Here is a 26,898-nt window from a genome sequence, read left to right as displayed (position 1 = left end):
AGGCAGCCAGCTCGCCCGTTATGCGGACGCCCGGCCTCGAGCGAATTACAGACCATTTTCAACCGTTGTGTCCGCCATGCCACACGCCCTGATTGTCGAAGACGATCCCAATAGCCTGTCCGGCCTGTCCGCGATCCTGTCGGCGGACGGCTTTTCCGTCGACACCGCGACGACGCTCGCCGAAGCCCGCGCGGCGCTCACCCGTTTCATTCCCGATGTCGTGCTGATCGACCTGAACCTGCCCGATGGCAGCGGGCTCGACCTGCTGCCGAGCCTGCCCGCGCAACCGCCCGACGGCGCGTTGCCGGTGATCGTGATGACGGGCAACGCAACGGTCGAAAGCGCGATCGAAGGATTGCGGCACGGCATCTGGGATTATTTGCTGAAACCCGTCAACATTCCGCGTCTGCGCAGCCTGCTCGCCCGCATTCCTCGGCCTTATGAACTGACCGAGGAAGTGCAGGCGCTGCGCGCCACGCTGCGTGACCTCGGCCATTTCGGCGCGATGCTTGGCAGGAGCGGCACGATCCAGCATGTCTACGACCTGATCGAGCAAACCGCGCCGACCGAAGCCGCCGTGCTGATCTGCGGGGCACCGGGCACGGGCAAGAAGATTGCCGCGCACACGCTTCACGAACTGAGCCGGCGTCGCAAGGGTCCGTTCGTGGCGTTCGATTGCGCCGCCGCCGGAAAAGAACCCAGCCACCGTTCGATGGACAGCCTGATGTTCGGCCACGAGCGCGGTGCGTTCGCGGGGGCGGAGAACCGCGAACCCGGCCTGCTCGAACAGGCGGGCGGCGGAACGCTCTTCCTCGAGCAGATCGACGCGCTGCCCAACGCACAGCAGGAAGCGCTCTTGCGCGCGCTCGACTCGCAGACCTTCATGCGCGTCGGCGGCAGCAACCGGATCATGACCGACTTCCGGCTGATCGCCGCCACCCGCACGCCCGTGAGAGAAGCCGTCACCGATGGCGCGCTGCGCGAGGACCTGTACCTGCGGCTGAACGCGTCGTCGATCGCGCTGCCCCCGCTGCGCGACCGCGACGACGACATCGCGCTCTTCGCCGAACATTTCGTCGACGAACTCAATCGCGAGAACCACGTTGCCGGGCTGACGAGCGGGTCGCCGAAGCGCATCAGTCCGGCGTTCATCCGCGAGTGTCTCGCGAACGAATGGCCGGGCAACGTGCGGGAATTGCGCGAGCGCGTGCGGCGCGCGTATCACGCGTCGGGCGATGTCATCGAGACGCTGCGCGCCGACGAGCAAGGCGGCTCGGGCGGACGCGGACTGAACGGCAGCAGCGTGCAGGTGACGGTCGGCACGGCGCTCGCGGACGTCGAGGACATGCTGATCCGCGCGACGCTCGACGCGGTCGGCGGCACGCGGCACCGGGCGGCGACGCTGCTCGGCATCAGCCCGAAGACGCTCTACAACAAGTTGCAGCGGATGAAGCTGGAGCCGTAACGCTTCAGCGTCACAGGTCTCAAAGCAAAAACGCCACGGCATCGCTGCCGTGGCGTTTTTGCTTCGGAGATCGCCCGGCTCAGCCGAGCGCGCTTTTGAGCAGCGACTTCGCCTGCTGATAGTCCACGTGCGACTGGAGCTTGGCCCAATGCAACGCCTTGCCGCGCGGGCGCATCTGCTTCAGACGCTGAAGCGAACCCTTCGACGGCGTGAAGCGCAGTTGCTCCAGCACTTTTTCCGCTTCCTCGGGCTGATTGCAGATCAGCACCATATCGCAGCCCGCCGTCAGCGCGGCCAGCGCGGCTTCTGTCAGCGTACCGCCTGCGCGCGCTGCTTCCATCGAGAGATCGTCACTGAAGATCGCGCCGTTGAAGCCCAGCCTGCCGCGCAGAATCTCCTGCAGCCACACGCGCGAGAACCCGGCGGGCTTCTCGTCGACCTGCGTGTAGATCACATGCGCCGGAATGACCGACGCCAGCGACATCCCGAGCCAGTCGTAAGGCTTCACATCGGCGGCGAGGATGTCTTCGAGCGGACGGTCGTCGGTCGGCAGCGACACGTGCGAATCCGCCGACGCAAAGCCGTGCCCCGGGAAGTGCTTGCCGCAATTCGCCATGCCGGCGAGCAGCAGCCCGTGATTCAGGCTCTTCGCCAGCATCGCGACGACGCGCGGATCGCTGTGCAACGCGCGGTCGCCGATCACCTTCGACTGGCCGTAGTTCAGGTCCAGCACCGGCGTGAAACTCATGTCGATGCCGCACGCGCGCAGTTCGGCGGCGAGCACGTAGCCGAAGGCGGTGGCAGTTTTCGTCGCGAGCAGCACGTCGCTGTCCCACAGTTCGCCGAGCTTGCCCGGCGCGGGCAGCACGGTGAAGCCGTCGGTACGAAAGCGTTGCACGCGTCCGCCTTCATGATCGACGGCAATCAGGATGTCGTCGCGAACGTCGCGGATCGCGTCAGTCAGCGCGACAAGCTGCGCGCGGTCCGTGAAGTGGCGCGCGAACAGGATGATGCCGCCCGTCATCGGATGGGCGATGCGGCGAATGTCCGCGTCGGTCAGCGTCGTGCCGACCACGTCGAGCATGACGGGTCCGGGAGTGCGTTTCAGTGAGTTCACAGGCAGGGTTTCAAGAGGGGTCGGGGATTTCCGCGATCACGAACGACACCGCGTAGTCGCGCTCGTCGGTGACGGTGACTTTCGCCGTGATGCCGCGCGCGTCGAGCCATGCGGCCAGTTCGCCCGATGCGACGACCATCGGCTTGCCGCTCGGCTCGTTGAGCGTCTGCAGCGCGCGCCAGGTCATCGGCCAGCGCATGCCGAGTCCGATCGCTTTCGAGAACGCTTCCTTCGCGGAGAAACGCGTCGCGAGGAACGCGAGGCCGCGCACTTCCGAGCGCGCGCGGCGCGCGTGATAGATGCGCAGTTCGTCGGCGCCGAGCACTTTTTCGGCGAAGCGCCCTTTCGTGCGCTCCATGACGGCCGCGACGCGGCTCACTTGCACGAGGTCCGTGCCGATTCCATAGATCGCCATGGCGTCGTCCGGTCAGCGTGCGGCGGCGAGACGCGAGGCGACCATGATCGCCTTCATCTCGCGCACGGCATTTTCCCAGCCGGCGAAGATGGCGTGCGCAACGATCGCATGGCCGATGTTCAGTTCGACGATGCCCTCGAGCGCCGCGATCGGCTGCACGTTCGTGTAGTGCAGGCCGTGGCCGGCGTTGACCTTGAGACCGAGCGAGTTGCCGAAATCGACGCCCTTCGTCACGCGCTCGAGTTCGCGCTGCTGTTCGGCTTGGTCGTGCGCTTCGGCATAGCGTCCGGTGTGCAGCTCGATGACCGGCGCGCCCGCTTCGTGTGCGGCACGGATCTGCGTTTCGTCGGCGTCGATGAACAGCGACACCCGCGCGCCCGCATCGGCGAGTTGCCGGCAGGCCGCCTTCACCGCTTCGAACTGGCCGGCGACGTCGAGCCCGCCTTCGGTCGTCAGCTCCTGGCGCTTTTCGGGCACAAGGCAGACGTCGTGCGGCTTGATCTCGCATGCGATGTCGAGCATTTCCTTCGTGACCGCGCACTCCAGGTTCATGCGCGTTTTGAGGAGCGGCCGCAGCGTGCGCACGTCCGCATCGACGATATGGCGGCGGTCCTCGCGCAAATGCAGCGTGATGACGTCGGCACCGGCTTCCTCGGCGAGAAGCGCTGCGCGGATCGGGTCGGGATACTGCGTGCCGCGCGCATTGCGCAGCGTGGCGACGTGATCGATATTCACGCCGAGGTCGATCACATTCGACGAGGACGACAGAAAGAAGCTCATAGGTTTTGCAGGTCGATCAGGATCTGGCGAGTGGCGAGCGGCGTACCGCCCAGGTAGACGTTGAGCAAAAAGCGCATCAGCGTCTTGCTTTGCGCCGCCGTTTGCGGGCGGCTGTAGTCGTCCTGCTCCATGTCGAGGAGCGTCTGGCCGGAAACCACCGGCCATTGCGACGGCAGTTCATCCGACGCCTCGCGCACGCCGCGCTCGGGATCGAAGACGTACTTCCGGTCGGCGACGACCGGCTGGCGCGTGATGGTGCGGTTCAACGCCATCGCGTAGCCGGTTTCGCGCAGCAGCACGCGCTCGAACGAACGCAACACCTGCACGGGCGGTTCGTCGTGGGCGAGGCGCGACAGCGTCAGCACGTAGTGGTTGAAGAGCGCGGGATGCGCATCTTCACGCGCACAGAACTTGACCAGCAGTTCGTTGACGTAGAACCCGCAGAGGAGCGCATCGCCACCGAGCGGCAACATGCCGCCGACCCATTCGGCTGTGGTCAGGGTGCGGACTTCGCCCCTGCCGGACCACGAAAGCCCGAGCGGCTGGAACGTCTGCAGCACGCCGCGCAGCGCGGAATGCGGACGCTTCGCGCCCTTCGCCACCAGCGCCACGCGGCCGTAGTCACGCGAAAACACGTCGATGACGAGACTCGTCTCGCGATACGGATAGCTGTGAAGCACGAAGCCGGGCTGCTCGGCGATGCGGAAATCGGAGCGCGGCGCGGCGCGCGATCGCTTGACGGCAGGCGCCATCTCACCCGCTGTCGACGACGCACGGCGCTTCTTCGGAGCGGGAGCGGGGCCGGGCTCGGCGTCGAAGGATTCGTCGGAATCGGCTTGCGGGTTGCGGGTCATCCACGCGTCATTCGTACCCATAGGCGCGCAGTCCTGCCTCGTTGTCCGCCCAGCCGCTCTTCACCTTGATGAAGGTCTCCAGATAGATGGGGCCGTCGAAGAGCCGCTCCATGTCGAGCCGTGCTTCGGTGCTGATCTGCTTCAGCTTCGCGCCCTTCTGGCCGATGATCATCGCCTTGTGGGTATCGCGTTCGACGAGGATCGTCGCGAAAATGCGGCGCAGACGGCCTTCGGTCTCGAACTTGTCGATGAGCACCGTGCTCGTGTACGGCAGTTCATCGCCGGTCCAGCGGAACACCTTCTCGCGCAGGATTTCGGCGGCGAGAAAGCGTTCACTGCGATCGGTCAGGTCGTCCTCACCGTAGATCGGCGCGCCTTCCGGCAGGTACGGCTTCACGACGTCCATCAGGCGCTTGATGTCGTCGGGATTTTTCGCCGACATCGGCACGATCTCGCGGAACTCATGCAGCGCGCTCATCTTCTGCATGAAGGGGAACAGTGTGTCCTTGTCCTTGACGTGGTCGAGCTTGTTCGCGATCAGGAGTGTCGGCGTGCCTTTTGGAACGAGATCGAGCACCTTCTGGTCGTCGGGGCCGAAGCGGCCGGCTTCGATCACGAACAGGATCGCGTCGACCGAACTCAGCGTGGACGTCACCGCGCGGTTCAACGACCGGTTCAGCGCGCCGCTGTGCTTGGTCTGGAAGCCGGGCGTATCGACGAAGATGTACTGCGCGTCCTCGAGCGTATGAATGCCGGTAATGCGATGGCGCGTGGTCTGCGCCTTGCGCGACGTGATGCTGACCTTCTGGCCGACGAGCGCGTTCATCAGCGTCGACTTGCCGACATTCGGCCTGCCGACGATCGCGACCATGCCGCAGCGAAAACCAGTGGGAGTGGAAGCGTTCATAAGTGTGTGCGGCAAATTCGTGAGGCGCGCTCGGGCGCCGGGACTTGGGATGGCGCGTCAGCGGCCGGCATCGGCGGCGCGCGCGACCTGCTGCAACTCGTGGCTCTGGTGGCTTTCTTGATTCTCGTCGCTCGGCTGTGCTTCGGCGGCATCGGGCGCGAGTTTTTCCGCATTCGGCGGTGAAGCGGGTGCGTCAGCGCCCTTCTCCGACCGATGCATCACATGTCGCTCGGGCTTCTCAGCCCCTGCGAACGATCCCGCCGAAGGCTCGACATGCGCCGCGCGAATCACGGCGACCGGCGCCGCGTCGGCGGCACGCAGCCGCTCGCGCTCCTTCTTGTCGGGCGAGCGCAAATCGAGCGCCGTCTGCACGCCGGTCACACCGGGCACGACTTCCGGCTCGGCATGCTTCGTCGAGCGCGCGCCCTTGCGCTTCGGCTTCACGGCCAGCGCGGGCGCGGCAGCCATCACATCGTCGAGCGCCTTCTTCGCCGCCGCCTGCTCGGCCGCGCGCCGGCTCGCGCCGGAGCCGGACACCTTCACGTCGAGCTTGGGCACCGTGCATTCCACTTCGAATTGCTGATTGTGCGCGGCGCCATGCGTGGCGACGACCGTATAAGTCGGCAGCGCGATCTTGTGGCCTTGCAGGTATTCCTGGAGCAGCGTCTTCGCGTCCTTGCCGATGGTGCGCGGATCGATGTGGTCGAGGATCGGCGTATAGAGACGCTTGATGACCGTGTGCGCCGCATCGAAGCCGCCGTCGAGAAAGACCGCGCCAAGGATGGCTTCGAGCGTGTCTGCGAGTATCGATGGACGGCGAAAACCTCCGCTGCGCAGTTCGCCTTCGCCCAGCCGGAGCGCTTCCGACACGTTCAGGGCCTGGGCGATCTCGTACAGCGACTGCTGTTTGACGAGATTGGCGCGAACGCGGGAAAGATCGCCTTCGTCGAGTTTTCCGAATCGTTGGAACAAAAGCGCAGCCACCACGCAATTTAGAACGGAATCGCCAAGAAATTCGAGCCGTTCGTTGTGCGTGGCACTGTGACTGCGGTGGGTCATTGCCTGGCGCAGCAATTCCGCATTGCGAAATTCATACCGCAGCCGGCTTTCCAACGGAGTTGAGGGCATGGACAGAGTATAACGCGGGCGCCGGGAGGGGCGAATCCGGCCGGGAAACCAGGAAAACGCGTGGTGAAGCGGCGTTAGCCGCGCTTCTTCACGCCGTTTCGAAGCAAGGAGACATTCGAACGGACACGCCGCGAGTTGCGCGACGTGTCCGCGCGAATCAGAGGAGGACCGTGCGCATCAATGGAACGAACCGATGCGCTTCAGGCTGCTGAAGTTCATCCAGATGAAGAACGCGCGACCGACGATGTTGTTGTCCGGCACGAAGCCCCAGTAGCGGCTGTCGGCGCTGTTGTCGCGGTTGTCGCCCATCATGAAGTAATGGCCCGACGGCACCTTGCACGTCACGCCCTGCGCGTTGTAGACGCAATTGTCGCGGAACGGGAAGTCGTCGGCGCCGATGACGAACGGCGGCACTTGCGGATTGTTCAGGATCGCGTTCTTGCGGCCGTCGAGGTCTTCGATGAACTGCTTCGCATAGCCGATGCGTTCGTCGTCGAAGTAATCGGGCTGCGGCGTCTCGGGCACGGGCTTGCCGTTGATCGTCAGTTGCTTGTTCTCATAGGCGACCGTGTCGCCCGGCAGGCCGATCACGCGCTTGATGTAGTCGACCGACTCGTCCTTCGGATAGCGGAACACGACCACGTCGCCGCGCGAGAGCGGTTTGCCGTCGGTCAGCTTGGTGTTGCTGATCGGCAGGCGAAGCCCGTATTCGTATTTGTTGACGAGGATGAAGTCGCCGACGAGCAACGTGGGCACCATCGACCCGGACGGAATCTTGAACGGCTCGACCACGAACGAGCGCACGACGAAGACCACGAGAATGACCGGGAAGAAGCTCGCCGTGTATTCGAGCCACCACGGCTGGCGCAGCTTGTCGTCACGCAGGCGCGCGCGCGTTTGCGCCGCGTTTTCATCGGCGAAACGCTCGCCGATGCGCTCCTGCTGCCGGTCGAATTCGGCGACCGCGGCATCCGCGGCGCGCCGCCGTTGTGGCTGAAACACCAGCTTGTCCAGCACCCATGCAATACCCGTCAAGATGACGAGGATCAAAAGAATCAACGCAAAATTCATCAATCGTTTCCAGTTGTTATCGCGATTGTTATCGCGGTTGTTCTCTTTGTCTGGCTGACGGCAGTGTCTGGCGTGCCGTCAGTCATCGACGCGCAGAATGGCAAGGAACGCCTCCTGCGGAATCTCGACCGAGCCGACCTGCTTCATCCGCTTCTTGCCCGCCTTCTGCTTCTCGAGCAGCTTCTTCTTGCGCGTGATGTCGCCGCCGTAGCACTTGGCGAGCACGTTCTTGCGCAGCGCCTTGATGTTCTCGCGCGCGATGATGTTCGCGCCGATGGTCGCCTGGATCGCGACGTCGTACATCTGGCGCGGAATCAGCTCGCGCATCTTCGACGCCACTTCGCGTCCGCGATGCTGGCTCTGCGAGCGGTGCACGATCACCGACAGCGCATCGACCTTGTCGCCGTTGATCAGCATGTCGACCTTGACGACGTCGGCGGCGCGGTATTCCTTGAACTCGTAGTCCATCGACGCATAGCCGCGCGACGTGGACTTCAGGCGGTCGAAGAAGTCGAGCACGATTTCCGCCATCGGGATTTCGTAGGTGAGTTGCACCTGGCGCCCGTGATACTGCATGTTGATCTGCTGGCCGCGCTTGTTCGTGCACAGCGTGATGACCGAGCCGACATACTCTTGCGGCATGTACAGGTTCACGGTGACGATCGGCTCGCGCACTTCCTCGATCTTCGGCGGCTCCGGCATCTTCGCCGGGTTTTCGACCTGGATCACCGTGCCGTCGCGCTGCACGACCTCGTAGACCACGGTCGGCGCGGTCGTGATGAGGTCCATGTCGAATTCGCGTTCCAGCCGCTCCTGCACGATTTCCATATGCAAGAGCCCGAGGAAGCCGCAACGGAAGCCGAAGCCGAGCGCCTGCGACACTTCCGGCTCGTACTGCAGCGACGAGTCGTTCAGCTTCAGCTTTTCGAGCGATTCGCGCAGCGCGTCGTACTGATTCGCTTCGATCGGATAGAGCCCCGCGAACACCTGCGGCTTCACTTCCTTGAAGCCCGGCAGCGGTTCCGACGCGGGCCGCGCGGTGAGCGTGACCGTATCGCCGACCTTCGCCGCCGTCAGTTCCTTGATGCCCGCGATGATGAAGCCCACCTGCCCCGCCGACAGCGACGCGAGGTTGGTCGCCTTCGGCGCGAACACGCCCAAGCTTTCGACCGGATATTGCGCGCCGGTCGCCATCATCTTGATCTTGTCCTTCGGGCGCAGCGTGCCGTTCTTGATGCGCACGAGCATCACGACGCCGACGTAGTTGTCGAACCACGAATCGATGATGAGCGCCTGCAGGGGCGCTTCCGGGTCGCCCTTCGGCGGCGGCACCTTGGCGATCAGCGCTTCGAGCACGTCTTCGACGCCGAGGCCCGTCTTGGCGCTGCAATGCACGGCATCGCTGGCATGGATGCCGATCACGTCCTCGATTTCCTCGATCGCGTTTTCGGGGTTCGCCGCCGGCAGGTCGATCTTGTTCAGCACCGGCACGACTTCCACGCCAAGTTCGATCGCGGTATAGCAGTTGGCGACGGTCTGCGCCTCGACACCCTGGCTGGCATCGACGACGAGCAGCGCGCCTTCGCACGCCGACAGCGAGCGGCTGACTTCGTAGGAAAAGTCGACGTGGCCCGGGGTATCGATGAGATTGAGGTTGTAGATCTGGCCGTCGCGGGCCTTGTAGGTGAGCGCAGCGGTCTGCGCCTTGATCGTGATGCCGCGCTCGCGCTCCAGATCCATCGAGTCGAGAACCTGCGCTTCCATTTCACGGTCGGACAAGCCGCCGCACAACTGGATGATGCGGTCGGCCAGCGTCGATTTGCCGTGGTCGATGTGCGCAATGATCGAAAAGTTGCGAATATGATTCATTCAGTGCCGATCAAGCGAAAAAGGCGCGCCCTGACTAAACGCGGAGCACGCCTTGAAAATAGGGGGAGTAGGGTAGCCCCTCTTCCTTGCGGAAGAAGGGCCCCCTAAGAACTGTACGTGCGAGTTTCCCCGCATACAGCTCAAGCCTACATCTAAGCCCCGCCTACCCGGGGACCGGCTTAGTTACCACCAGATTCCCAGCGTGCACTTGCTGGTGACAGTACGGATGGAGCAACACTCTGTTGGACAGCGCGTCGGTACCGCCATGCATCCGGTACACCAGATGGTGGTCGTGCCAACCTGTTTCCAAGGTCAGAGCGCAGCCGCAAAAGGCACAAAGTCCGCTCTGCGACATGAACAACTTGCCCAACTGCTTCCGATGGCGCACGCGTTCCCACATGCGCTTCTGTCGCAATTGTTCACCATACTGCTCCCACTGCGGGTCAAAGGGGTTGTATTCCCCTTTAATCTTCGTCGGATACTTGATTGCCGTCCCGCTGAGCGAGTACAGCTCAAGCAGCCGCCGACTGCCATCTTCGTTGACTACGGGAACACCGAACACCCAATTCCGTTCGCCAACCGAGTGAAAATACTTCTTTCGAACCCAGTCCGCGCCCTTCTGCGGGTGCCGGCGCTTGGCCCACCGCCAGAGCCTCTGATGAACTAGATGCTCCAATCGGCTGAACGTCCGCTTGGCAGATACGCGGTGATGATACTCCGCCCACCCACGTAACATCGGATTCAGCAGACGGATCAGGTCCTCCTGCTTCACCGTCTTGTTCCCGCTAATCGCTTCCGCCACCTTGCGATAGAACGTTTTCACGCTCTTCTTGCTCGGTTTCATGAGCATCTTTCCCGAGTACTTCCGGAAATTCCACCCAAGGAAGTCAAAGCCTTGGTCAATGTGGGTTATGTGCGTTTTCTCCTCCGATAGCTGCAATCCCCGGACTGCAAGGAATGCTTCAACCCAAGGTCGGACCTCGTTCTCTAGGACCTCTTTCGAGACGCCCGTGATCACAAAGTCGTCCGCGTATCGCACCACATTGACTTTCAACTTCTTGGCCTTCACGATCCCGAATTTGGCACCGAGGTGCTTCTCCAGTTCTCGTTCCAGCCCGTTCAGCGTCACATTTGCCAGCGTCGGGGAAATGATGCCCCCTTGCGGCGCTCCGGCCTCGGTCGCCTGCAGCTCGCCTTTGTAAATCAGGCCAGCTTTTAGCCATTTCCGGAGGATCACCGTGTCCATCGGGACATTGCGTTCCATCCAAGTGTGGCTGAGGTAATCGAAGCAGCCTTTGATATCCGCTTCCAGCACCCATTGGGACGAATCCTTTTGGGACATGCAAACGCGTATCTGGGCCATGGCATCGGCCGTCGAGCGGTTTTGTCTGAATCCATAGGAGTTCGGATCGCTCGCCGACTCTGCCACGGGCTCCAAGGCCAGCAAGTACAGAGCTTGCATCGCCCTGTCCAACATGGTCGGAATGCCCAGCGGGCGTTCCTTTCCATTGGCCTTGGGGATAAAAACCCTCCGTAAAGGCAAAGGCTTGTATCCGCGCCGCTTCAACCTGCCGACGGCAAGCCGTCGGCTCTCAGGCGAATCCCATAGCTCGCGATCGACTCCCGCCGTTCGCGCACCCTGGTTCTGTGTAACACGTCGTACCGCGTACAGCTTGGCGGACAACGTGCGAGTCAACATCCGTTGCAGGGCTTTCACCCTGCGCCATTTGCCTTCTCGCGTCGCCTTCGCAATTCGAATCTGCATTCCCCTCACGTTCCGTTCAACCCGACGCCAATCGACGGCGTACCAGTTTTCCGGCGCGTGGGAAAGCGCAGATCCAGTCTTTCGACCAGATACTTTCATGCTGCTCTCCTACTTGGAAAAGTCCCCAAGCAGAAGACGCATCTCCCCCAGCGGGGCAGATACGCCCCGCTGGGGAACAACAATTGCACTCAGTACGGACGCATGCATCCGTACCTCACCAAGTTACCAAGGGTCAGTCAGCCATCTTGCGACGGTAGACCAGACGGAAGTCTGCCCGCTTTCGCGTGGGGTGATGTCCCAACCCCTATCCGGACCATTAACGCCCGGCGTTCGCTTTTTCCGTCGTCCCATACCCGCACAATCAACAGCGTTCCTTACGGTCCGCCTGCCAGCCAATCAGCACCGGCGAAAATACGGGCTTACCACGTTCCCAGCATGTCACATGACTGACTTAGGTTCTGCCTTTTCACCGGCGGCGCTTCGACGACGTGTCCCGAGGGTCCAACGGGAGAACCGGCCGCTTACCATTTTGGTCAGTGCCCAGTAGCTTTGGCACTACAATGCTAACGATGTTTATCAGCAGTTCACTTACATTAACCATATCAGCCAGCCTAGCGCCTAGGTCCCACGCTACTAGGGACCGCTGGACGAAAACCTCACGATTCTCGTCCACCCGACCTTCCGGGGGCTACATTGTCAGAAGAGCTTCACACCCCACCGTTACCAGTGACGCATGTCCTCCTAGGCTACTGCTAGTCGCATAGCAGGTTCACTATCCGCGCCCAGACAGCAGGAGCGGGTCGAACAATGACACACCGAGCTTTCGCTCGTATCGCGTAGCGAATCCGTTGCATGACGCGCGGGACTTGCAAACATCAATCCGCCTAGTCGGCGGGGATGAAGCCGCTGACTGGGCGGTACCTGACGGTAATCAGGTAATTACAATGCGATTCTCGGCACTGAACGACATACCGAAGTTTCGCCTGTGGCGAAACCCAATATGCCCAACCGGGTTTCGCTTCTCTACAAGTTGTTGGCCACAAGGTGCCAACCAATGGTCAGCTTTCGCCGACGAGGTCGATGCCCGTAACGAGGGCTGACGGACACGAGCGTGCGTGTCGCACAAACCCCAGCATTTTAGCCGAAACGGGGTTCGGCCGGCGTTTTTTGCGGCTGGGGCCAGTGCGGACAAGCTTTTCAGGATGACGCGCCGCGTGCTTCGAGCGCCGCGCGCACGCGTGATGCGTCGAGATGGTAGTGGCACAATTCGACGCCATCCAGGACCAGCACGGGAACGCGTTCGTCATAACGCGCTTCGAGCGCGGGATCGGTGTCGATGTCGATCCACTCGATGCCTACGCCGAACTCCGACGCTATCGGTTCGAGTCCGGCGCGCAGATCATCGCACAGATGGCACCATGCGCGCCCGTAGAGCGTGAATGATGCCATCGCCGCCGCTTATTTCTGCGCCTGCGCGCGTGGGCGCAACGGCACGAACTGCGTATTGTCGCCGCGACGCACGAGGACGGCGACCATCTTGCCCGGATCGACGTTTTGCGCGACGGCTTCGAACTGCTTCGCGCTCGTGATGTCCGTATCGCCGATGCGCAGGATGATGTCGCCCTTCTGGAAGCCCGCGCGCGCGGCCGGCCCTTCCACCGCATCGACCAGCACACCGTTCGTCAGTTGCAACGCCTTCTTCTGGTCGGCGGGAATGTCGCTGACGGCCATGCCGAGCGAATTGCTCGCGCGCTCCTTCGGCACCGGCGTTTTCTTCTGCTCGGCCTTCGCTACCTTGTCCGGCTGCATTTCGGCAATGGTGATCGGCAGGTCGCGCGTCTGGCCTTTCCGCCACACGGTGATGGTCGCCTTCGAGCCCGGCTTGGTGTCGCCGACCATGCGCGGCAGGTCCGTCGCCGTCTCGACGTTGTGGCCGTTGTATTTCAGGATGATGTCGCCCGGCTGGATGCCCGCCTTGTCGGCCGGACCGCCCGCCTCGACGCTGGAGACGAGCGCGCCCTGCGCCTTCGGCAACCCGAGCGAATCGGCGACGTCCTTCGTCACCTCGCCGATCGCCACCGCGATCCGGCCGCGCACGACCTTGCCGACCGTCTTCAGTTGATCCGCGACGCGCATCGCTTCGTCGATCGGAATCGCGAACGAGATGCCCATGAAGCCGCCGGTCCGGCTGTAGATCTGCGAATTGATGCCGATCACCTCGCCCGCCATGTTGATGAGCGGGCCGCCCGAGTTGCCCGGATTCACCGCGACGTCGGTCTGGATGAACGGCAGGTAGTCGCCCGTGTCGCGCCCCTTCGCGCTGACGATGCCGGCCGTCACCGTGTTGTCGAGACCGAACGGCGAGCCGATCGCGAGCACCCATTCGCCGACCCTCACCTTGTTCGAGTCGCCGATGGTGATCGCCGGCAGGTTCGTGGCGCTGATCTTCACGACTGCGACGTCCGTGCGTTCGTCGACGCCGACGAGACGCGCCTTGAACTCGCGTTTGTCGGTGAGCGTGACGTAGATGGTGTCGGCGTCGTCCACAACGTGGGCGTTTGTCATCACGTAGCCGTCCGTCGAGAGGATGAAACCGGAGCCGACGCCGCTGCTTTGCTCGGAGTTGTCCTGGCTGTCGTCGGGGAGCGCGCCCCGGCCGCCGCCGCCTTTGCCGCCGTCGCTTCCACCACCGCCACCGCCGCCTCCCCCACCGCCGCCGCGCGGCGCGCCCGGTTGCCCGGGCATCGGAATGCCGAAGAAGCGCCGGAAGAAGTCGGACATGTCGCCTTCGTCCATGCCCGGAGGAAGTCCGCGCAGATCGCTACTCGTCCCGACGCGCGAAGTCGTCCGGATATTGACGACCGACGGCCCCACCTTGTCGACGAGGGTCGTGAAATCGGGCAAGGTCACTGTCGGGGTTGCCGAGGCTGCCGCGCACGAAACAAACGGCAGGCACACGGCAAGCGCCGCGGCCGCGAAAAACTTGCGCAGCGAGGAGATGCTCATATCGAGGGCCGAGGGATTACTTGGAAGGCTTGTATTCTATGGTAGAAGCAAATTGCTGCAACGTGGCCTGCGGCACTTCCCCAAGTAAAGTAATCCAGAAATCCCCGCGGCGCTTGACGAGCACGTGCGTCGCGCCGGTATTTCCCGCACCTTCCTTGCGGGAATTCTTTTCCACCGGCTCGACGAAAATCGAGATCGCGGCAAGGCCGTCCGAGAACACGGCCTGATCGACCGGGATCGGCGGCTGGCCTTCCTCACGCGACGCCATCGGACGGCGCAGTTCGCGAATCTTGCGGAAGCCGGCGACATTCGGCGTCAATTGCCAGCCTTGCGCTTCCATGTCGACCGGTTCCACCGGCGGACGCACGATCGTCCAGCCCGCCGTATTGCGGATGCCATTCGCAATCGCCGCCTTGTCGACCGGACCGCCGATGCGCACTTGCGAAAACGAAAGCTGCTCCAGCACCTGGCCGTCCGGGTCGAGCGTCTGCGCACGCAGCAACAGCCCCGTCCTGGCATCGGCCCAGAGCTTGTAGGCGAAACGATAGGAATCTTTGGGATCGAGTTCGATGACCTGGCTGTCGACGCCCGCCACGCGGTCGGTGCCGAGCATTTTCGGGTCGTACACCGAGAGCACCTGATCGCCGCTCGTTGCGAGCAGCGCGGGGAACGAATCCTTGTTCTGCCGTTTCTCGACCACGCATAAATGGCGTTCGGGCACGAAGGTGAACATGTCGTCGTCGTGGCGAAGCATCTTGCGCGGCTTGCCATCGAGGCTTTCGAGCGATTCGTACTCGCCGTCGCCGCGCGCGGCCGCGTGTGTGATCCGCGACGATTGAACCAACGCCCCGCGCTGGTAGACGAACGTGCCTTCGTAATTCTGCTGCTGAGCCGCCTCGTGAATCCGGTTGAGCAATTCGGCGGCGGCACGGCGCGTGGCGGCGGGATCGTCGCCTTGCGCGAAAGCACCTGATGCTGCGGCAAACAATGCGGCTGCACAGAACATCAATGCCAGCAGCCGCCCCCAATATGTCGTTTTGTTCAACCGCAATCCTTGCATCAGTTTATTGGCCTTGCGTGGTGACGGCTGCGCGAATCAGGGGCATCGCGCCGGGCACCGGCTGTTGCGAGAACTGCTGATGCGCTTCGAGATACTGGTCGAGACTGGCATCGCGGATGATGTTCGCCTCGACCACGGCGGGACGCGCCGTGACAGCCGGGAGCGACGCCATCGCCACACGCTGCATGGAATCCGCCGGCGCAATGCTCGCCACCTGCGCGCCCCCCAGACGGCTATCGACGCCCTGCAGTTGCGGCACGACGATCCACGTCAGCGTGGCGGCCGCCGCGGCAACGGCGAATGCCGGCATGACGCGCCGGCGCAGCATGCCGGAGCGCGCTTTTTGAGCCAGCGCCGGAAGCGCGGCGGGCGCGAACACGTGCGCCTCTGCTTCGAAGCGCTGCGAGAACGCCGCCATGAACGCACTACTGGTTGCGGGACTGATCGCGAGATCGTCTGAACGCAGCGCGTCGCCGATCAGGTGGTAGTCCGACCACGCCGCGCGGTCCTGATTCTTCAAATCCGCCAGAAACTGGCTGATGTTCCCAAGCTCGTCGAGCGATTCCCCGTCAACGAACGCCGACATACGCTCGCCACGCGAGCCCGCTTGCGATTGCATCGAGACCGACCCCATGATGCTCCCCATCTTTTGACAACACCCGTAGTGACACCAACTAACCCAGATATTGCGTCCCTGTCCCGCGCGATATTCGCTGCTTACCAGCGCTTGCCTTCAGGAGTGTCCAACAACGGACGCAATTTTGCCGCAATGGCTTCGCGAGCACGGAAAATTCTTGATCTGACGGTCCCGATCGGGCAGCCCATCATTTCGGCGATTTCCTCGTAGCTCAATCCTTCAATTTCACGAAGAGTAATGGCGGTACGCAGCTCTTCCGGTAAAACCGCCATCGCAGCATTGACCGTCTGTGCGATCTGCTTGCTCATCAACATCGACTCAGGCGTGTTGATATCCCTTAGTTGGTCTGCGTCGGAGAAAGTTTCCGCTTCTTCTGCGTCTGCTTCGGTAGAAGTTGGAGCGCGCCGGCCTTGGGTCGCAAGGTAGTTCTTTGCCGTGTTCACCGCAATCCGGTAAAGCCACGTATAAAACGCCGATTCGCCGCGAAATTGCGGCAACGCCCGGTAAGCCTTGATAAAGGCGTCCTGGGCGACGTCCTCGACCTCGGCGGGGTCCCGCACGAGGCGTGAGATCAGTCGAATGATCTTGCGGTGGTACTTGGAGACCAGTAGCTCGAACGCTGCCTTGTCGCCTTTCTGCACGCGTTCGACCAGAACCTGGTCGATTTCTTTTTCGCTCACTCGGGAAATCCGTTAACTTTTGGGGTGCTTCGCGGACCGCTATTGTAGCCTTTGGGGCCGACGCACTACGCCGGGTGCTCATGAGCCGTTACAGTCGTTACAGATAGGCCTGGGCGCCGCGGCGGGCCCGCACGGCGAGTTCGCGGAAGATTTCGCTCGGGACGGCATCGGCGGCGATCAGAAGGTGCGCCGGGCGTCCGCTGGCGGAAAGCAGGGTTAGCGCAAGCAGCCGGTCGCTCCACTGCGCGCAACCCGTGATCCGCCGATACTGCGCCGCGCCCGTTCGATCCCACGTGGTGATGCCATCCGGCCCGAGGCGCAACGCGACTGGCAGCCGGCGTTCCCACGCGTGCGCGGCAGCGGCGAGCGCAACGAGGCACGTAGCTGCGGCAACGCCGCCATTGAACCATCCCGATCGCACGGCGACGCACTGAAAAACCGACGCCACCGCGACGCCGACAAATCCGAGCGTCGCGCCGCGCAGCATCCACGAGACGCGAAGCGCATGGCGGAGCGGCGTGTCGTGTTGGTCAGATATGCCCGGCACCGATTTTCCCCGACGATGCCGAGCGCCAGCCGCTCAGTGACGCCTGAAAACGAGCGTGCCGTTCGTTCCGCCGAAGCCGAACGAGTTCTTCAGCGCCACGTCGATCTTCATTTCACGCGCGGTGTTCGCGCAGTAGTCCAGGTCGCATTGCGGGTCCTGGTTGAAGATGTTGATGGTCGGCGGCGACACCTGATGGTGGATCGCCAGCACCGTGAACACCGATTCCAGCCCGCCCGCGCCGCCGAGCAGGTGCCCGGTCATCGATTTGGTCGAATTCACGACCATGCTCTTCGCGTGGTCACCGAAAGCGCGCTTGATGCCGCTGGTCTCGGCGAGGTCGCCGAGCGGCGTGGACGTGCCATGCGCGTTCAGGTAGTTCACTTCGTCCGGGTTGATCTTCGCGTTCTTCATCGCGTTGACCATGCTGCGGCGGCCGCCGTCGCCGTCTTCGGGCGGCGCGGTCATGTGGTACGCGTCGCCGCTCATGCCGTAGCCCGACACTTCCGCGTAGATCTTCGCGCCGCGCGCCTTCGCGTGCTCGTACTCTTCGAGCACCATCACGCCAGCACCCTCGCCGAGCACGAAGCCGTCGCGATCCTTGTCCCACGGGCGGCTCGCCGTCGCCGGATCGTCATTGCGCTGCGAAAGCGCACGCGCCGCCGCGAATCCGCCGACGCCGAGCGGCGACACGGTCGCCTCGGAACCGCCGGCGATCATCACGTCGGCGTCGCCGTATTCGATCAGCCGCGACGCCTCGCCGATGCAATGCAGGCCCGTCGTACAGGCCGTGACGATGGCGAGATTCGGCCCCTTGAGTCCGAAACGGATCGACAGGTGGCCGGAGATCATGTTGATGATCGACGCCGGCACGAAGAACGGCGAAATCCGGCGCGGACCGCGGTTGAGCAGCTCGGTCTGCGTGATTTCGATCAACGGCAGGCCGCCGATGCCCGAGCCCACGACCACGCCGACGCGCTCCGAATTTTCCTCGGTGATCTCGAGGCCGCTGTCCTGCATGGCCTGCACGCCCGCTGCAATGCCGTAATGGATGAAGGTATCCATATGACGCGCTTCCTTGCCGGGCATGTAGTCCTCGACATTGAAGCCCTTCACCTCGCCGGCGAAGCGGGTCGAAAAGTTCGACGCGTCGAACTTCGTGATCTCGGCGATGCCAGACTTGCCCGCCACCAGATTGGCCCAGCCGTCGGCAACGGTATTGCCGACAGGCGAAATCAGCCCAAGGCCTGTAACAACAACACGACGACGGCTCACGGTAACCCCTTATCCATAGATGACATAAAAGCAAAAGCCACAGCGGCCACAGGAACCTGCCCTGTTAGCCCTGTGGCTGTTATATCGGTCTCGGTCGCGACAGAGCGTCAAGCTCGAGGGCGATGAGTGGCTTGCGCGTCCTGGCCTCAGGCCTTGACGTTCGCGCGAGCGTAGTCGATCGCCTGCTGAACGGTCGTGATCTTCTCGGCTTCTTCATCGGGAATTTCCATGCCGAATTCGTCTTCCAGTGCCATCACCAGTTCGACGGTGTCGAGCGAGTCAGCGCCCAGATCGTTGACGAACGAAGCTTCGTTCTTGATTTCGGCTTCGGCGACGCCCAGTTGTTCGGCGACGATCTTCTTCACGCGCTGTTCGATATTGTCCATGCAGCCCTCCGAGGGAAATTAGGTTCAAAGTTGCGAGTGCGCGCATTTTATCAGGTTTGCACCCGCAAAAACGCCACTTCGATTTCATGCTTTCGCCGTACGTGACGCGGGGTTGCGGCCGGTCACGCGCGATCGATCGACTGCTTCATTACAGCGCATTTCAGGCGGGCGCGCGATGCTTCGAAGCATTTTGCGCACCCGCCAAGGCGCGGATATTAAACGAAATGCCTATTACATGTACATGCCGCCGTTCACGTGCAGCGTCGTGCCGGTGATGTAGCCCGCAAACGGCGATGCGAGGAAAGCCACAGCATGCGCGATATCGTCGGGGCTGCCCAGTCGGCCGAGTGGTATTTGCGCGGTCAGCGCCGTGCGCTGCTCTTCGGGCAAGACCTTGGTCATGTCGGTATCGATGAATCCCGGCGCGACGCAGTTCACCGTGATGCCGCGGCTGCCGATTTCACGCGCCAGCGCGCGCGTCATGCCGGCGACGCCCGCTTTCGCGGCGGCGTAGTTCGCCTGCCCCGGATTCCCCGACGACCCGACCACCGACGTGATGTTGATGATCCGTCCGCCGCGCGCCTTCATCATCGGACGCAGCACGGCGCGCGAGAGGCGGAACACGGCGCGCAGGTTCGTATCGATGACGGCATCGAATTCGTCGTCCTTCATGCGCATCGCGAGCTGGTCCTTCGTGATGCCGGCGTTGTTCACCAGCACGTTGAGGCCGCCGAATTCCTTCACGGTGGCGTCGATGAAGGCGTCGGCCGCGGCCGCGTCGTTCACGTTCAGCACTGCGCCGCGGCCTTTGACGCCCGCTTCTTCGAACGCCTGCGTGATGCCCGCCGCGCCGCTTTCGCTCGTCGCCGTGCCGATCACGGTCGCGCCCTGGCGCGCGAGTTCGAGGGCGATCGCGCGTCCGATGCCGCGCGACGCGCCGGTAACGATGGCTATCTGCTTGTCCAAGTTCATGTCGAGTGGTCCAGAATCGTGGTCGATAAACTACTTCGATTTATCCGGCGATCAGCTTGCGCGTTTCCTCGAGCGACGCCGGATCGAAGATCGACGCGCCGACGAGCGAGCCGTCGATTCGCTTCGTCAATCCCGCGAGCACCTTGCCCGGGCCGCATTCGATGACGTGCGTCACGCCATCGCGCGCCATCGCCCGCACGCATTCGACCCAGCGCACGGGGCCGGCCGCCTGGCGAACCAGCGCGTCCTTGATCGCAGCGGGGTCGGAGACGATCGCCACGTCGACGTTATTGATCAGCGGAATCTGCGGCGCCTTGATCTCGACGCTCGCGAGGTAGTCACGCAACTGGTCGGACGCGGGCTTGAGCAGCGACGAGTGAAACGGCGCCGACACCGGCAGCGGCAGCGCGCGCTTCGCGCCCTTCGCCTTGGCGATCTCGCAAGCCTTCTCGACGCCCGCCTTCGCACCCGCGATCACCACTTGCGCCGGCGCATTGAAATTGACCGCCTCGACGACACCCGCCGCCGACGCTTCCGCGCACACGGCGCGCACCGCGTCGTCATCGAGGCCCAGGATCGCCGCCATGCCGCCCTCGCCGACCGGCACCGCGCTTTGCATCGCCTGCGCGCGAAAGCGCACGAGCGGTACGGCGTCGGAGAACGCGAGCGCGCCGGCCGCGACCAGCGCCGTGTATTCGCCGAGGCTGTGGCCCGCGACGATTGCCGGCTTCACGCCGGCTTCCTGTTCCCACACGCGATAGATCGCATAGGCCGCCGTCAGCATGACGGGCTGGGTGTTCGTCGTGAGGTTGAGTTCTTCGGCCGGGCCCTCGGCGATCAGCTTCGCCATGTCCTGACCGAGCGCGTCGGACGCCTGCTGGACGGTTTCGCGCACCACGGCGTGATCGGCGAAAGCGTTGAGCATGCCGACCGACTGCGAACCCTGTCCGGGAAAAACGAACGCAAATTTCATATCGTCCTCGATGAATTGGGATGGCCGAGGTGATCGGCGATGATCGACGCGGCGCGGCGCGCCAAATCAGGCGGCGCGAGCACGCGCGCGGCTAAGCCCGATCAGTAACGGAAGACCGACGCGCCCCACGTGAAGCCGCCACCGACACCCTCGATCAGCACGTTCTGGCCGCGCTTGATGCGTCCGTCGCGCACGGCGACGTCGAGCGCGAGCGGAATCGACGCAGCCGACGTATTCCCGTGCTCGCCAACCGTCACGACCATGCGCTCCTGCGGCAAGCGCAGCTTGCGGCAGGTGCTCTGCATGATGCGGATGTTGGCCTGATGGGGAATCAGCCAGTCGACGTCGTCTGCGGAAAGTTGCGCCTTCTCCAGCGCTTCGACCGCGACCTTTTCCAGCACGTTGACCGCGAGCTTGAACACCGCCTGGCCGTCCATATGGAGGAACGCGCTGCCCGCGACCACGCCGCCGTTCACGTTACCCGGCGTGCACAGAATGTCGGAATAGCTGCCGTCGGCGTGAAGCGCGCTCGCGAGCACGCCCGGTTCATCGGATGCCTGAAGAATGATTGCGCCCGCGCCGTCGCCAAACAGCACACAGGTCGTGCGGTCGTTGAAGTCGAGGATGCGCGAGAAGGTTTCCGCGCCGACGATCAGCGCCGTGCGATGCGCGCCGCTGCGAATGAGGCTGTCGGCGACTGCTACCGCGTAGGCAAAGCCCGAGCAGACGGCCTGGACATCGAACGCGGCGCCATTGTTCTTGATGCCGAGTTTGTTCTGCAACAGGCAGGCGGTGCTCGGAAACACGAAATCGGGCGTGGAGGTCGCCACAATGATCAGATCGATCGAATGGGCGTCGATACCCGCCGCTTCGATCGCCTGCTTCGACGCTTCGAGCGCGAGATCGCTCGTGGTCTCATCGGGCGCGGCGAAGTGCCGGGCGTGGATGCCGGTGCGCGCCACGATCCATTCGTCGCTCGTCTCGACGCCTTGCTTCGCGAGACGGTCTGCCAGATCCTGATTCGTGACGCGATCCGCCGGCAGGTAGCTGCCCGTGCCGAGCACGCGTGAGTAGAGATTGGATTGAGCCATTATGCCTTCGAGGGTAGCGCGGCGCCGGGCTCGCCCGGCGCAGGCGGATTGGGCCGACTTGCGGCGACGCCATCCGGCAACGGTCCGGCCGGGTTCGCCGGGTTCGATTCGGTGGCACCGTTCGCGCGCCCGGCATCGAGAGCCGCCTGCTGGATGGGCGCGGCGTTTTCTTCCATCGCGCGCACGAGGCGTTCGAGCACGCCATTTTTGACGGCATCATACCCGCGTTTGATGGCCCACTCAAACCCGTAGGCTTCGGCCGATCCGTGGCTCTTGATGACGAGGCCACGCAAGCCGAGCAACGCGGCGCCGTTGTACTGCGCCGGGTCGACGCGACGTTTGAAGCGCTTGAGCACCGGCATCGCGACGAGCGCCATCAGCTTCGTGAGCAGCGACCGGCCGAATTCTTCCTTGATCATGTCGGTGAGCATCTTCGCGAGACCTTCGGAGGTCTTCAGCGCGACGTTGCCGACGAAACCATCGCAGACGACGACATCCGTGGTGCCCTTATAGATGTCGTTGCCTTCCACGTTGCCGTAGAAGTTGAGCGTGCTCGCGCGCAGCAGTTCGCCCGCGCGCTTGATGGTTTCGTTGCCCTTGATGACTTCTTCGCCGATGTTGAGCAGCCCGATGGTCGGGCGGTCGCGGCCTTCGATTGCGGACACCAGCGCGTGGCCCATCTCGGCGAATTGCAGCAGGTGTTGCGGTTCGCAGTCGACGTTCGCGCCGAGGTCGAGCACGGTGGTGTAGCCGCGCTGGCTCGGCATCGCGAAGGCGATCGCCGGCCGCTCGATGCCCGCGAGCGTCTTGAGAACGTAGCGGGAAACGGCCATCAGGGCGCCGGTGTTGCCAGCGGAGATGCAGGTTTGAGCCTCGCCTTCCTTGACGAGGTTCAGCGCGACGCGCATCGATGAATCTTTTTTCTTGCGCAGCGCGACTTCGACGGGATCGTCCATGGCGACGACTTCGGTCGCCGGCACGACGGTCAGGCGTGCTTCGTCGACAGCCTTGCACTTCTTGAGTTGCGCGCGGATCGCGGGTTCGATGCCCACGAGCAGCAGGTGTGCGTCGGGATGCGAACGCACGAAACTGACGGCAGCGGGAACCGTCACGGCCGGGCCGTGGTCGCCTCCCATGCAGTCGATGGTGATCTTTACAGTCATGGAGTGCGACGAATTTCAGGCACAAAAAAGCGGCAGTGAAATGCCGCCTTCTTGTCGTACCGAGGAAATGTCAAGCGCGAGCGACCGTAATTCAAGACGGTGACGCGAGACGCGATAAGCGTCGTACGCTTAGTCGTTCTTCGTCTTGATGACTTTCTTGCCACGGTAGTAGCCGTTCGGGCTCACGTGGTGACGCAGATGCACTTCACCCGTGCTCGGCTCAACTGCCAGCGGCGCTGCGTTGAGAAAGTCGTGCGAACGGTGCATGCCGCGCTTCGACGGCGATTTCTTGTTTTGCTGAACTGCCATGATAACTCCAGAAAAATTTTGCGAATTCTAACACAGCTCGACCTGCCGGCGGCCTCTGGCCGAAAGGCCAGCAAAGGCAACCAGCGTGTGTCGCGCCAATTGATTAATGCTTCTTGTCGCCGGGGCCGCCCTGCTTGAGCTTTTCGAGTGCGGCGAACGGGTTGGGCTTCGCGGGTTCGTCACCCGCCGGCGCGCCTTCACCATCCTCGTCGGGCTCGCCTTCGGTGCCTTCGGCGCCCGTCACCAGGCTCTCGTGCACTTCCGGACACACATCGTGCTTGGGCACGAGCGGCAAGGACAACAACAACTCCTCTTCGATCAAGTCGACGAGATCGAACTGGCGCGAGCCAACAATCACTTCGACTTCATCGTCGTCGAGCGGATACTCGTCGGCTTCTTCCTCCGTCGCCACGATGCGATAGGTTGCATCGACATCGAGATGCTGCGAATACGGCGAAAGACAGCGCTGACATTCGATCCACGCCGAACCGTGCACCGCGAGCCGCAGATACGGCTGCGGCGCCTCGACACCGTTGTCCTGCAGTTCGGGCTGGGTCGAACCTTCGGCTTGCCAGGTGAACGCGGTGTCGCGGTCTGGCGCATCCGACGGGACTTCGTTTAACATGCGCGGCAGTTGCGAGACGCGCACGGCGCCGGCCGCTTGCCTGCCGCTTTGTGCGAATTCGAAGATGTCGAGCGCGCGCAGATCGGCGGGGCTCGCAGGTTTGCCAGGATTCTGAGTCATGTGCGTTCCTGCATGTGCCAAGGATTCGTCAGTATGCACTGCGCGCCGGGCGCCGGCTGGTGTGGTTTGCCCGAATCAGCTTGATTGGGCCCGATTCTTGGGCCTGATCCGCGCCGGTTGCGGGGTACTACCACAAGCCCCGACAGCCAAGACATACCGATGAAAAGCCCAAAACTATATCGGTTTTGTGTTTACGCGTCAAATACTTAAGGGGCGGTTCGTGCAGCGCCCGCTCCCGCCTTCCTTTCCACCGTTTTCCAGCCGATTTCATCCATGCCCGTCGCCTCAACCACGCCGCCGCGCCTCGTCCTTGCGTCGAGTTCGCGTTATCGCCGCGAATTGCTCGAACGGTTGCGCGTTCCCTTCGACGTCATCGCGCCCAACATCGACGAAACACCGTTCGACGGCGAAACGCCCGAAACCACGGCCGTGCGGCTGTCGATTGCAAAGGCGCGCGCCGCGGCCGCCCAGGCGCGGGGCGCGCTCGTGATCGGCTCGGATCAGGTCGCGACCTTCGACGGCCGGCAGATCGGCAAGCCCGGCTCGCACGAGAACGCCTTCGAGCAACTGCGGGCGATGCGCGGGCGCAGCGTCGAGTTTCACAGCGCGCTGTGCCTGTTCGACAGCCGTTCGGACGACGTCCAGTCGGCCGATATCGTTACGCGCGTCCAGTTCCGCGACGTGTCGGACGCTGAAATCGAAGCGTATCTGCGCGCCGAAACACCTTACGACGTCGCCGGAAGCGCCAAATCCGAGGGCCTGGGCATCGCGTTGCTCGATGCAATCGATTCGACCGATCCGACTGCGCTCGTCGGCCTGCCGCTGATCGCGCTGTCGCGGATGCTGCGCGCGGCCGGCTTTCCCTTGCTGGAGGCGCGATGAGCGGCGTTCTGTACCTGATCCCGAACACGCTCGGCGACGGCGACGCCGCCGCGCTCGCGCAAGTCCTGCCCGAGCCGGTTCGCGCGCAAGCCGCGGCGCTCTCCTATTACATCGGCGAAAACGCGAAGACGACGCGCGCGTTCCTGAAGAAGGTCGGCACCGAGCGGCCGATCCAGGAAATCGAGGTGCGCGAGCTCAACGTGAACACGCCGCCCGGCGAAGTCGAAAAGCTGCTCGCGCCGATTCTCGCGGGCACCGATGCCGGCCTCGTTTCCGAAGCGGGCTGCCCCGCCGTCGCCGATCCGGGCGCGCTGCTCGTACGGCGTGCGCACGAACGCGGCGTGAAAGTCGTGCCGTTCGTCGGACCGAGTTCGATCCTGCTCGCGCTGATGGCTTCGGGCATGAACGGCCAGAGTTTCGCGTTCAACGGCTACCTCCCCGTCGATCCGAACGAGCGTGCCAAGCGCCTGCGCGAACTGGAACAGCTATCGCGCAAGGCGAACCAGACGCAAATCTTCATCGAGACGCCGTACCGGAACCGTGCGCTGCTCGACACGGTGATCGCGACGTGCGCGCCGTCGACGCTTGTCTGCGTGGCTGTGGACCTGACGCTGCCCGCTGAAACCATCGTCACGCGGACGGTCGCGGAGTGGAAAAAAAAGCCGGCGCCCGATTTGCACAAGCGGCCGGCGATTTTCCTGCTGCTGGGCGCGTAAAGCGCTCGCCACAAAGGCAAAACGCCACGAACAACTCGTTCGTGGCGTTCTCCGGTTACATGGCATTCAGTCGCAAAGCGCGGAATCTCACCGCAACTGCATCTTTCCGCCGACCATCAGCGTGTGCACGGCGGCACTGCCCACCGCCGCGCCGAACTTGCGCACGACCCGCTCGCTGATGCTCTCCTTCTGCGTGTAATCGACGATATCCGGCTGCTTGATCACCTCGCGCGCGACGTAATCGGCGTCGCCGAAACCGTCGGCGAGGCCCAGCGCGACGCTCTTTTCGCCCGTCCAGAACATGCCGGAGAAAAGTTGCGGATCGTCCTTGAGACGCTTGCCGCGCCCCTCTTTGACGGCATCGATGAACTGCGTGTGGATCTGATCGAGCATTTCCTGCGCGTGCGCCGTCATTTCGGGCGTTTCCGGCGAAAACGGGTCGAAAGCGCCCTTGTTTTCGCCCGACGTATGAATCCGGCGCTGGATGCCCAGCTTGTCCATCAGGCCGGTGAAGCCGAAACCATCCATCAGCACGCCGATCGAGCCGACGATGCTCGCCTTGTCGACGTAGATCTTGTCCGCCGCCGCCGCGACGTAATAGCCACCCGACGCGCACATGTCGTCGACGACCACATACAGCGGCTTCGACGGATATTTCGCGCGCAGGCGCCGGATTTCGCGATACATGATGCCCGCCTGCACCGGCGAACCGCCCGGGCTGTTGATGCGCAGGATCACGCCGGCCGTGCCGTCATCCTCGAACGCACTCTGCAGCGCGGAATCGATGTTGTCGGCGCTGGCGTTGCTGTTCGCGGCGATTTCGCCTTCCATGTCGACGAGCGCGGTATGGCGCGCCGTCTTCGAGACCTTGTCGCCGGTGAAGTCGAACACGCCCCAGGCAATCAGCGCGGCAACGCCCAGCAACACGAAACGGAAGAAGATTTTCCAGCGGCGCGCGGCGCGCTGTTCGTTGATCGCCGCGAGCGCGATGCGCTCAAGCGCAGCGCGCTCCCAGTTTTCGCCGGCTGGCGGCGGCACGCGGTTCGAAGCGGCGGGATCGGTCGGGAATTGATCGGACATGCGGCGTC

Annotated in this window: 27 protein-coding genes; 3 read left to right on the top strand and 24 right to left on the bottom strand. The window is 63.3% G+C overall.

What is annotated here, in order from left to right; all coding sequences use genetic code 11:
• The first annotated feature begins 76 nt into the window (after nucleotides 1-76).
• Nucleotides 77-1,465: a sigma-54-dependent transcriptional regulator gene (locus tag AWB68_RS02220; protein ID WP_087642732.1), complete on the top strand. Its 1,389-nt coding sequence runs from the start codon at nucleotides 77-79 to the stop codon at nucleotides 1,463-1,465.
• 79 nt (nucleotides 1,466-1,544) lie between these two features.
• On the opposite strand, the gene nagZ is transcribed toward AWB68_RS02220, so the two are convergent.
• The 23 genes from nagZ to AWB68_RS02105 form a co-directional block, all read right to left on the bottom strand.
• The gene (gene nagZ / locus AWB68_RS02215; protein ID WP_087642803.1) at nucleotides 1,545-2,573 is read right to left on the bottom strand and encodes a beta-N-acetylhexosaminidase; all 1,029 of its coding nucleotides are present in this window, start codon (nucleotides 2,571-2,573) and stop codon (nucleotides 1,545-1,547) included.
• A 19-nt stretch (nucleotides 2,574-2,592) separates the two neighbouring features.
• A complete protein-coding gene (gene acpS, locus AWB68_RS02210) occupies nucleotides 2,593-2,997 on the bottom strand; it encodes a holo-ACP synthase (RefSeq protein WP_087642731.1) in 405 nt (134 codons plus the stop codon).
• A 12-nt stretch (nucleotides 2,998-3,009) separates the two neighbouring features.
• Nucleotides 3,010-3,777, bottom strand: coding sequence for a pyridoxine 5'-phosphate synthase (gene pdxJ / locus AWB68_RS02205; protein WP_087642730.1), 768 nt, complete (start codon nucleotides 3,775-3,777; stop codon nucleotides 3,010-3,012).
• On the bottom strand, nucleotides 3,774-4,652 hold the full coding sequence (gene recO / locus AWB68_RS02200) for a DNA repair protein RecO (protein ID WP_087642729.1): 879 nt from the start codon (nucleotides 4,650-4,652) through the stop codon (nucleotides 3,774-3,776). Before recO ends, pdxJ begins: the two co-directional genes overlap by 4 nt.
• Nucleotides 4,639-5,538, bottom strand: coding sequence for a GTPase Era (era, locus tag AWB68_RS02195; protein WP_087642728.1), 900 nt, complete (start codon nucleotides 5,536-5,538; stop codon nucleotides 4,639-4,641). The genes recO and era overlap by 14 nt, the downstream gene beginning before the upstream one ends.
• 57 nt (nucleotides 5,539-5,595) lie before the next feature.
• Nucleotides 5,596-6,666: a ribonuclease III gene (rnc, locus tag AWB68_RS02190; protein ID WP_087642727.1), complete on the bottom strand. Its 1,071-nt coding sequence runs from the start codon at nucleotides 6,664-6,666 to the stop codon at nucleotides 5,596-5,598.
• A gap of 177 nt (nucleotides 6,667-6,843) precedes the next feature.
• Nucleotides 6,844-7,737, bottom strand: coding sequence for a signal peptidase I (gene lepB / locus AWB68_RS02185; protein WP_087642726.1), 894 nt, complete (start codon nucleotides 7,735-7,737; stop codon nucleotides 6,844-6,846).
• Between the two features lie 78 nt (nucleotides 7,738-7,815).
• A complete protein-coding gene (gene lepA / locus AWB68_RS02180; RefSeq protein ID WP_087642725.1) occupies nucleotides 7,816-9,606 on the bottom strand; it encodes a translation elongation factor 4 in 1,791 nt (596 codons plus the stop codon).
• Between the two features lie 163 nt (nucleotides 9,607-9,769).
• Nucleotides 9,770-11,470, bottom strand: coding sequence for a group II intron reverse transcriptase/maturase (gene ltrA, locus AWB68_RS02175; protein WP_087642724.1), 1,701 nt, complete (start codon nucleotides 11,468-11,470; stop codon nucleotides 9,770-9,772).
• Between the two features lie 1,098 nt (nucleotides 11,471-12,568).
• Complete coding sequence (locus AWB68_RS02170; protein ID WP_087642723.1) at nucleotides 12,569-12,820, bottom strand: glutaredoxin family protein; 252 nt, start codon at nucleotides 12,818-12,820, stop codon at nucleotides 12,569-12,571.
• Nucleotides 12,821-12,829: 9 nt separating this feature from the next.
• Nucleotides 12,830-14,377, bottom strand: coding sequence for a DegQ family serine endoprotease (locus AWB68_RS02165; RefSeq protein ID WP_087642722.1), 1,548 nt, complete (start codon nucleotides 14,375-14,377; stop codon nucleotides 12,830-12,832).
• 16 nt (nucleotides 14,378-14,393) lie between these two features.
• A complete protein-coding gene (locus AWB68_RS02160) occupies nucleotides 14,394-15,437 on the bottom strand; it encodes a MucB/RseB family sigma factor regulatory protein (RefSeq protein WP_087642721.1) in 1,044 nt (347 codons plus the stop codon).
• Between the two features lie 4 nt (nucleotides 15,438-15,441).
• Nucleotides 15,442-16,071: a sigma-E factor negative regulatory protein gene (locus tag AWB68_RS02155; protein ID WP_374729548.1), complete on the bottom strand. Its 630-nt coding sequence runs from the start codon at nucleotides 16,069-16,071 to the stop codon at nucleotides 15,442-15,444.
• A gap of 83 nt (nucleotides 16,072-16,154) precedes the next feature.
• On the bottom strand, nucleotides 16,155-16,754 hold the full coding sequence (gene rpoE, locus AWB68_RS02150; RefSeq protein WP_027795258.1) for an RNA polymerase sigma factor RpoE: 600 nt from the start codon (nucleotides 16,752-16,754) through the stop codon (nucleotides 16,155-16,157).
• Between the two features lie 97 nt (nucleotides 16,755-16,851).
• Nucleotides 16,852-17,301 carry a protein YgfX gene (locus AWB68_RS02145; RefSeq protein WP_235028166.1) on the bottom strand — a complete coding sequence of 150 codons (450 nt, stop codon included), beginning with the start codon at nucleotides 17,299-17,301 and terminating at the stop codon, nucleotides 16,852-16,854.
• Between the two features lie 33 nt (nucleotides 17,302-17,334).
• Nucleotides 17,335-18,573, bottom strand: coding sequence for a beta-ketoacyl-ACP synthase II (fabF, locus tag AWB68_RS02140; RefSeq protein ID WP_087642719.1), 1,239 nt, complete (start codon nucleotides 18,571-18,573; stop codon nucleotides 17,335-17,337).
• Between the two features lie 146 nt (nucleotides 18,574-18,719).
• On the bottom strand, nucleotides 18,720-18,959 hold the full coding sequence (acpP, locus tag AWB68_RS02135; protein WP_004197638.1) for an acyl carrier protein: 240 nt from the start codon (nucleotides 18,957-18,959) through the stop codon (nucleotides 18,720-18,722).
• A 231-nt stretch (nucleotides 18,960-19,190) separates the two neighbouring features.
• Nucleotides 19,191-19,931 (bottom strand): 3-oxoacyl-ACP reductase FabG, encoded by a 741-nt coding sequence (gene fabG / locus AWB68_RS02130; protein ID WP_087642718.1) that lies wholly within the window; start codon nucleotides 19,929-19,931, stop codon nucleotides 19,191-19,193.
• A gap of 40 nt (nucleotides 19,932-19,971) precedes the next feature.
• Complete coding sequence (fabD, locus tag AWB68_RS02125) at nucleotides 19,972-20,904, bottom strand: ACP S-malonyltransferase (protein ID WP_087642717.1); 933 nt, start codon at nucleotides 20,902-20,904, stop codon at nucleotides 19,972-19,974.
• 101 nt (nucleotides 20,905-21,005) lie between these two features.
• The gene (locus AWB68_RS02120) at nucleotides 21,006-21,995 is read right to left on the bottom strand and encodes a beta-ketoacyl-ACP synthase III (protein WP_087642716.1); all 990 of its coding nucleotides are present in this window, start codon (nucleotides 21,993-21,995) and stop codon (nucleotides 21,006-21,008) included.
• The gene (gene plsX, locus AWB68_RS02115; protein ID WP_087642715.1) at nucleotides 21,995-23,158 is read right to left on the bottom strand and encodes a phosphate acyltransferase PlsX; all 1,164 of its coding nucleotides are present in this window, start codon (nucleotides 23,156-23,158) and stop codon (nucleotides 21,995-21,997) included. The genes AWB68_RS02120 and plsX overlap by 1 nt, the downstream gene beginning before the upstream one ends.
• A gap of 129 nt (nucleotides 23,159-23,287) precedes the next feature.
• Complete coding sequence (gene rpmF / locus AWB68_RS02110) at nucleotides 23,288-23,467, bottom strand: 50S ribosomal protein L32 (RefSeq protein WP_062633572.1); 180 nt, start codon at nucleotides 23,465-23,467, stop codon at nucleotides 23,288-23,290.
• A 103-nt stretch (nucleotides 23,468-23,570) separates the two neighbouring features.
• A complete protein-coding gene (locus AWB68_RS02105; protein ID WP_087642714.1) occupies nucleotides 23,571-24,212 on the bottom strand; it encodes a DUF177 domain-containing protein in 642 nt (213 codons plus the stop codon).
• 273 nt (nucleotides 24,213-24,485) lie between these two features.
• Here AWB68_RS02105 and AWB68_RS02100 point away from each other — a divergent pair, with 273 nt between their 5' ends.
• Nucleotides 24,486-25,094: a Maf-like protein gene (locus tag AWB68_RS02100; protein WP_087642713.1), complete on the top strand. Its 609-nt coding sequence runs from the start codon at nucleotides 24,486-24,488 to the stop codon at nucleotides 25,092-25,094.
• Entirely contained in the window at nucleotides 25,091-25,810 is a 720-nt protein-coding gene (locus AWB68_RS02095; RefSeq protein ID WP_087642712.1) for an SAM-dependent methyltransferase, read from the top strand. Before AWB68_RS02100 ends, AWB68_RS02095 begins: the two co-directional genes overlap by 4 nt.
• An 87-nt stretch (nucleotides 25,811-25,897) precedes the next feature.
• Here AWB68_RS02095 and AWB68_RS02090 read toward each other — a convergent pair whose 3' ends face one another.
• On the bottom strand, nucleotides 25,898-26,890 hold the full coding sequence (locus AWB68_RS02090) for a S49 family peptidase (RefSeq protein ID WP_087642711.1): 993 nt from the start codon (nucleotides 26,888-26,890) through the stop codon (nucleotides 25,898-25,900).
• Nucleotides 26,891-26,898 lie beyond the last annotated feature (8 nt).

The organism is Caballeronia choica, from assembly GCF_001544535.1.
GTDB lineage: Bacteria > Pseudomonadota > Gammaproteobacteria > Burkholderiales > Burkholderiaceae > Caballeronia > Caballeronia choica.
This window is presented reverse-complemented; position numbering and strand designations above follow the sequence as displayed.

Excerpts from the sequence above, each read along its gene's own strand:
- AWB68_RS02095 (WP_087642712.1), top strand. The coding sequence starts at position 25,091 with ATGAGCGGCGTTCTGTACCTGATCCCGAACACGCTCGGCGACGGCGAC.
- plsX (WP_087642715.1), bottom strand. The coding sequence starts at position 23,158 with ATGACTGTAAAGATCACCATCGACTGCATGGGAGGCGACCACGGCCCG.
- recO (WP_087642729.1), bottom strand. The coding sequence starts at position 4,652 with ATGGGTACGAATGACGCGTGGATGACCCGCAACCCGCAAGCCGATTCC.
- AWB68_RS02170 (WP_087642723.1), bottom strand. The coding sequence starts at position 12,820 with ATGGCATCATTCACGCTCTACGGGCGCGCATGGTGCCATCTGTGCGAT.
- AWB68_RS02160 (WP_087642721.1), bottom strand. The coding sequence starts at position 15,437 with ATGCAAGGATTGCGGTTGAACAAAACGACATATTGGGGGCGGCTGCTG.
- rnc (WP_087642727.1), bottom strand. The coding sequence starts at position 6,666 with ATGCCCTCAACTCCGTTGGAAAGCCGGCTGCGGTATGAATTTCGCAAT.
- lepA (WP_087642725.1), bottom strand. The coding sequence starts at position 9,606 with ATGAATCATATTCGCAACTTTTCGATCATTGCGCACATCGACCACGGC.
- lepB (WP_087642726.1), bottom strand. The coding sequence starts at position 7,737 with ATGAATTTTGCGTTGATTCTTTTGATCCTCGTCATCTTGACGGGTATT.
- AWB68_RS02100 (WP_087642713.1), top strand. The coding sequence starts at position 24,486 with ATGCCCGTCGCCTCAACCACGCCGCCGCGCCTCGTCCTTGCGTCGAGT.
- AWB68_RS02165 (WP_087642722.1), bottom strand. The coding sequence starts at position 14,377 with ATGAGCATCTCCTCGCTGCGCAAGTTTTTCGCGGCCGCGGCGCTTGCC.
- ltrA (WP_087642724.1), bottom strand. The coding sequence starts at position 11,470 with ATGAAAGTATCTGGTCGAAAGACTGGATCTGCGCTTTCCCACGCGCCG.
- AWB68_RS02155 (WP_374729548.1), bottom strand. The coding sequence starts at position 16,071 with ATGGGGTCGGTCTCGATGCAATCGCAAGCGGGCTCGCGTGGCGAGCGT.
- fabG (WP_087642718.1), bottom strand. The coding sequence starts at position 19,931 with ATGAACTTGGACAAGCAGATAGCCATCGTTACCGGCGCGTCGCGCGGC.
- fabD (WP_087642717.1), bottom strand. The coding sequence starts at position 20,904 with ATGAAATTTGCGTTCGTTTTTCCCGGACAGGGTTCGCAGTCGGTCGGC.
- rpmF (WP_062633572.1), bottom strand. The coding sequence starts at position 23,467 with ATGGCAGTTCAGCAAAACAAGAAATCGCCGTCGAAGCGCGGCATGCAC.
- acpP (WP_004197638.1), bottom strand. The coding sequence starts at position 18,959 with ATGGACAATATCGAACAGCGCGTGAAGAAGATCGTCGCCGAACAACTG.
- acpS (WP_087642731.1), bottom strand. The coding sequence starts at position 2,997 with ATGGCGATCTATGGAATCGGCACGGACCTCGTGCAAGTGAGCCGCGTC.
- AWB68_RS02220 (WP_087642732.1), top strand. The coding sequence starts at position 77 with ATGCCACACGCCCTGATTGTCGAAGACGATCCCAATAGCCTGTCCGGC.
- era (WP_087642728.1), bottom strand. The coding sequence starts at position 5,538 with ATGAACGCTTCCACTCCCACTGGTTTTCGCTGCGGCATGGTCGCGATC.
- AWB68_RS02105 (WP_087642714.1), bottom strand. The coding sequence starts at position 24,212 with ATGACTCAGAATCCTGGCAAACCTGCGAGCCCCGCCGATCTGCGCGCG.
- AWB68_RS02120 (WP_087642716.1), bottom strand. The coding sequence starts at position 21,995 with ATGGCTCAATCCAATCTCTACTCACGCGTGCTCGGCACGGGCAGCTAC.
- AWB68_RS02090 (WP_087642711.1), bottom strand. The coding sequence starts at position 26,890 with ATGTCCGATCAATTCCCGACCGATCCCGCCGCTTCGAACCGCGTGCCG.
- pdxJ (WP_087642730.1), bottom strand. The coding sequence starts at position 3,777 with ATGAGCTTCTTTCTGTCGTCCTCGTCGAATGTGATCGACCTCGGCGTG.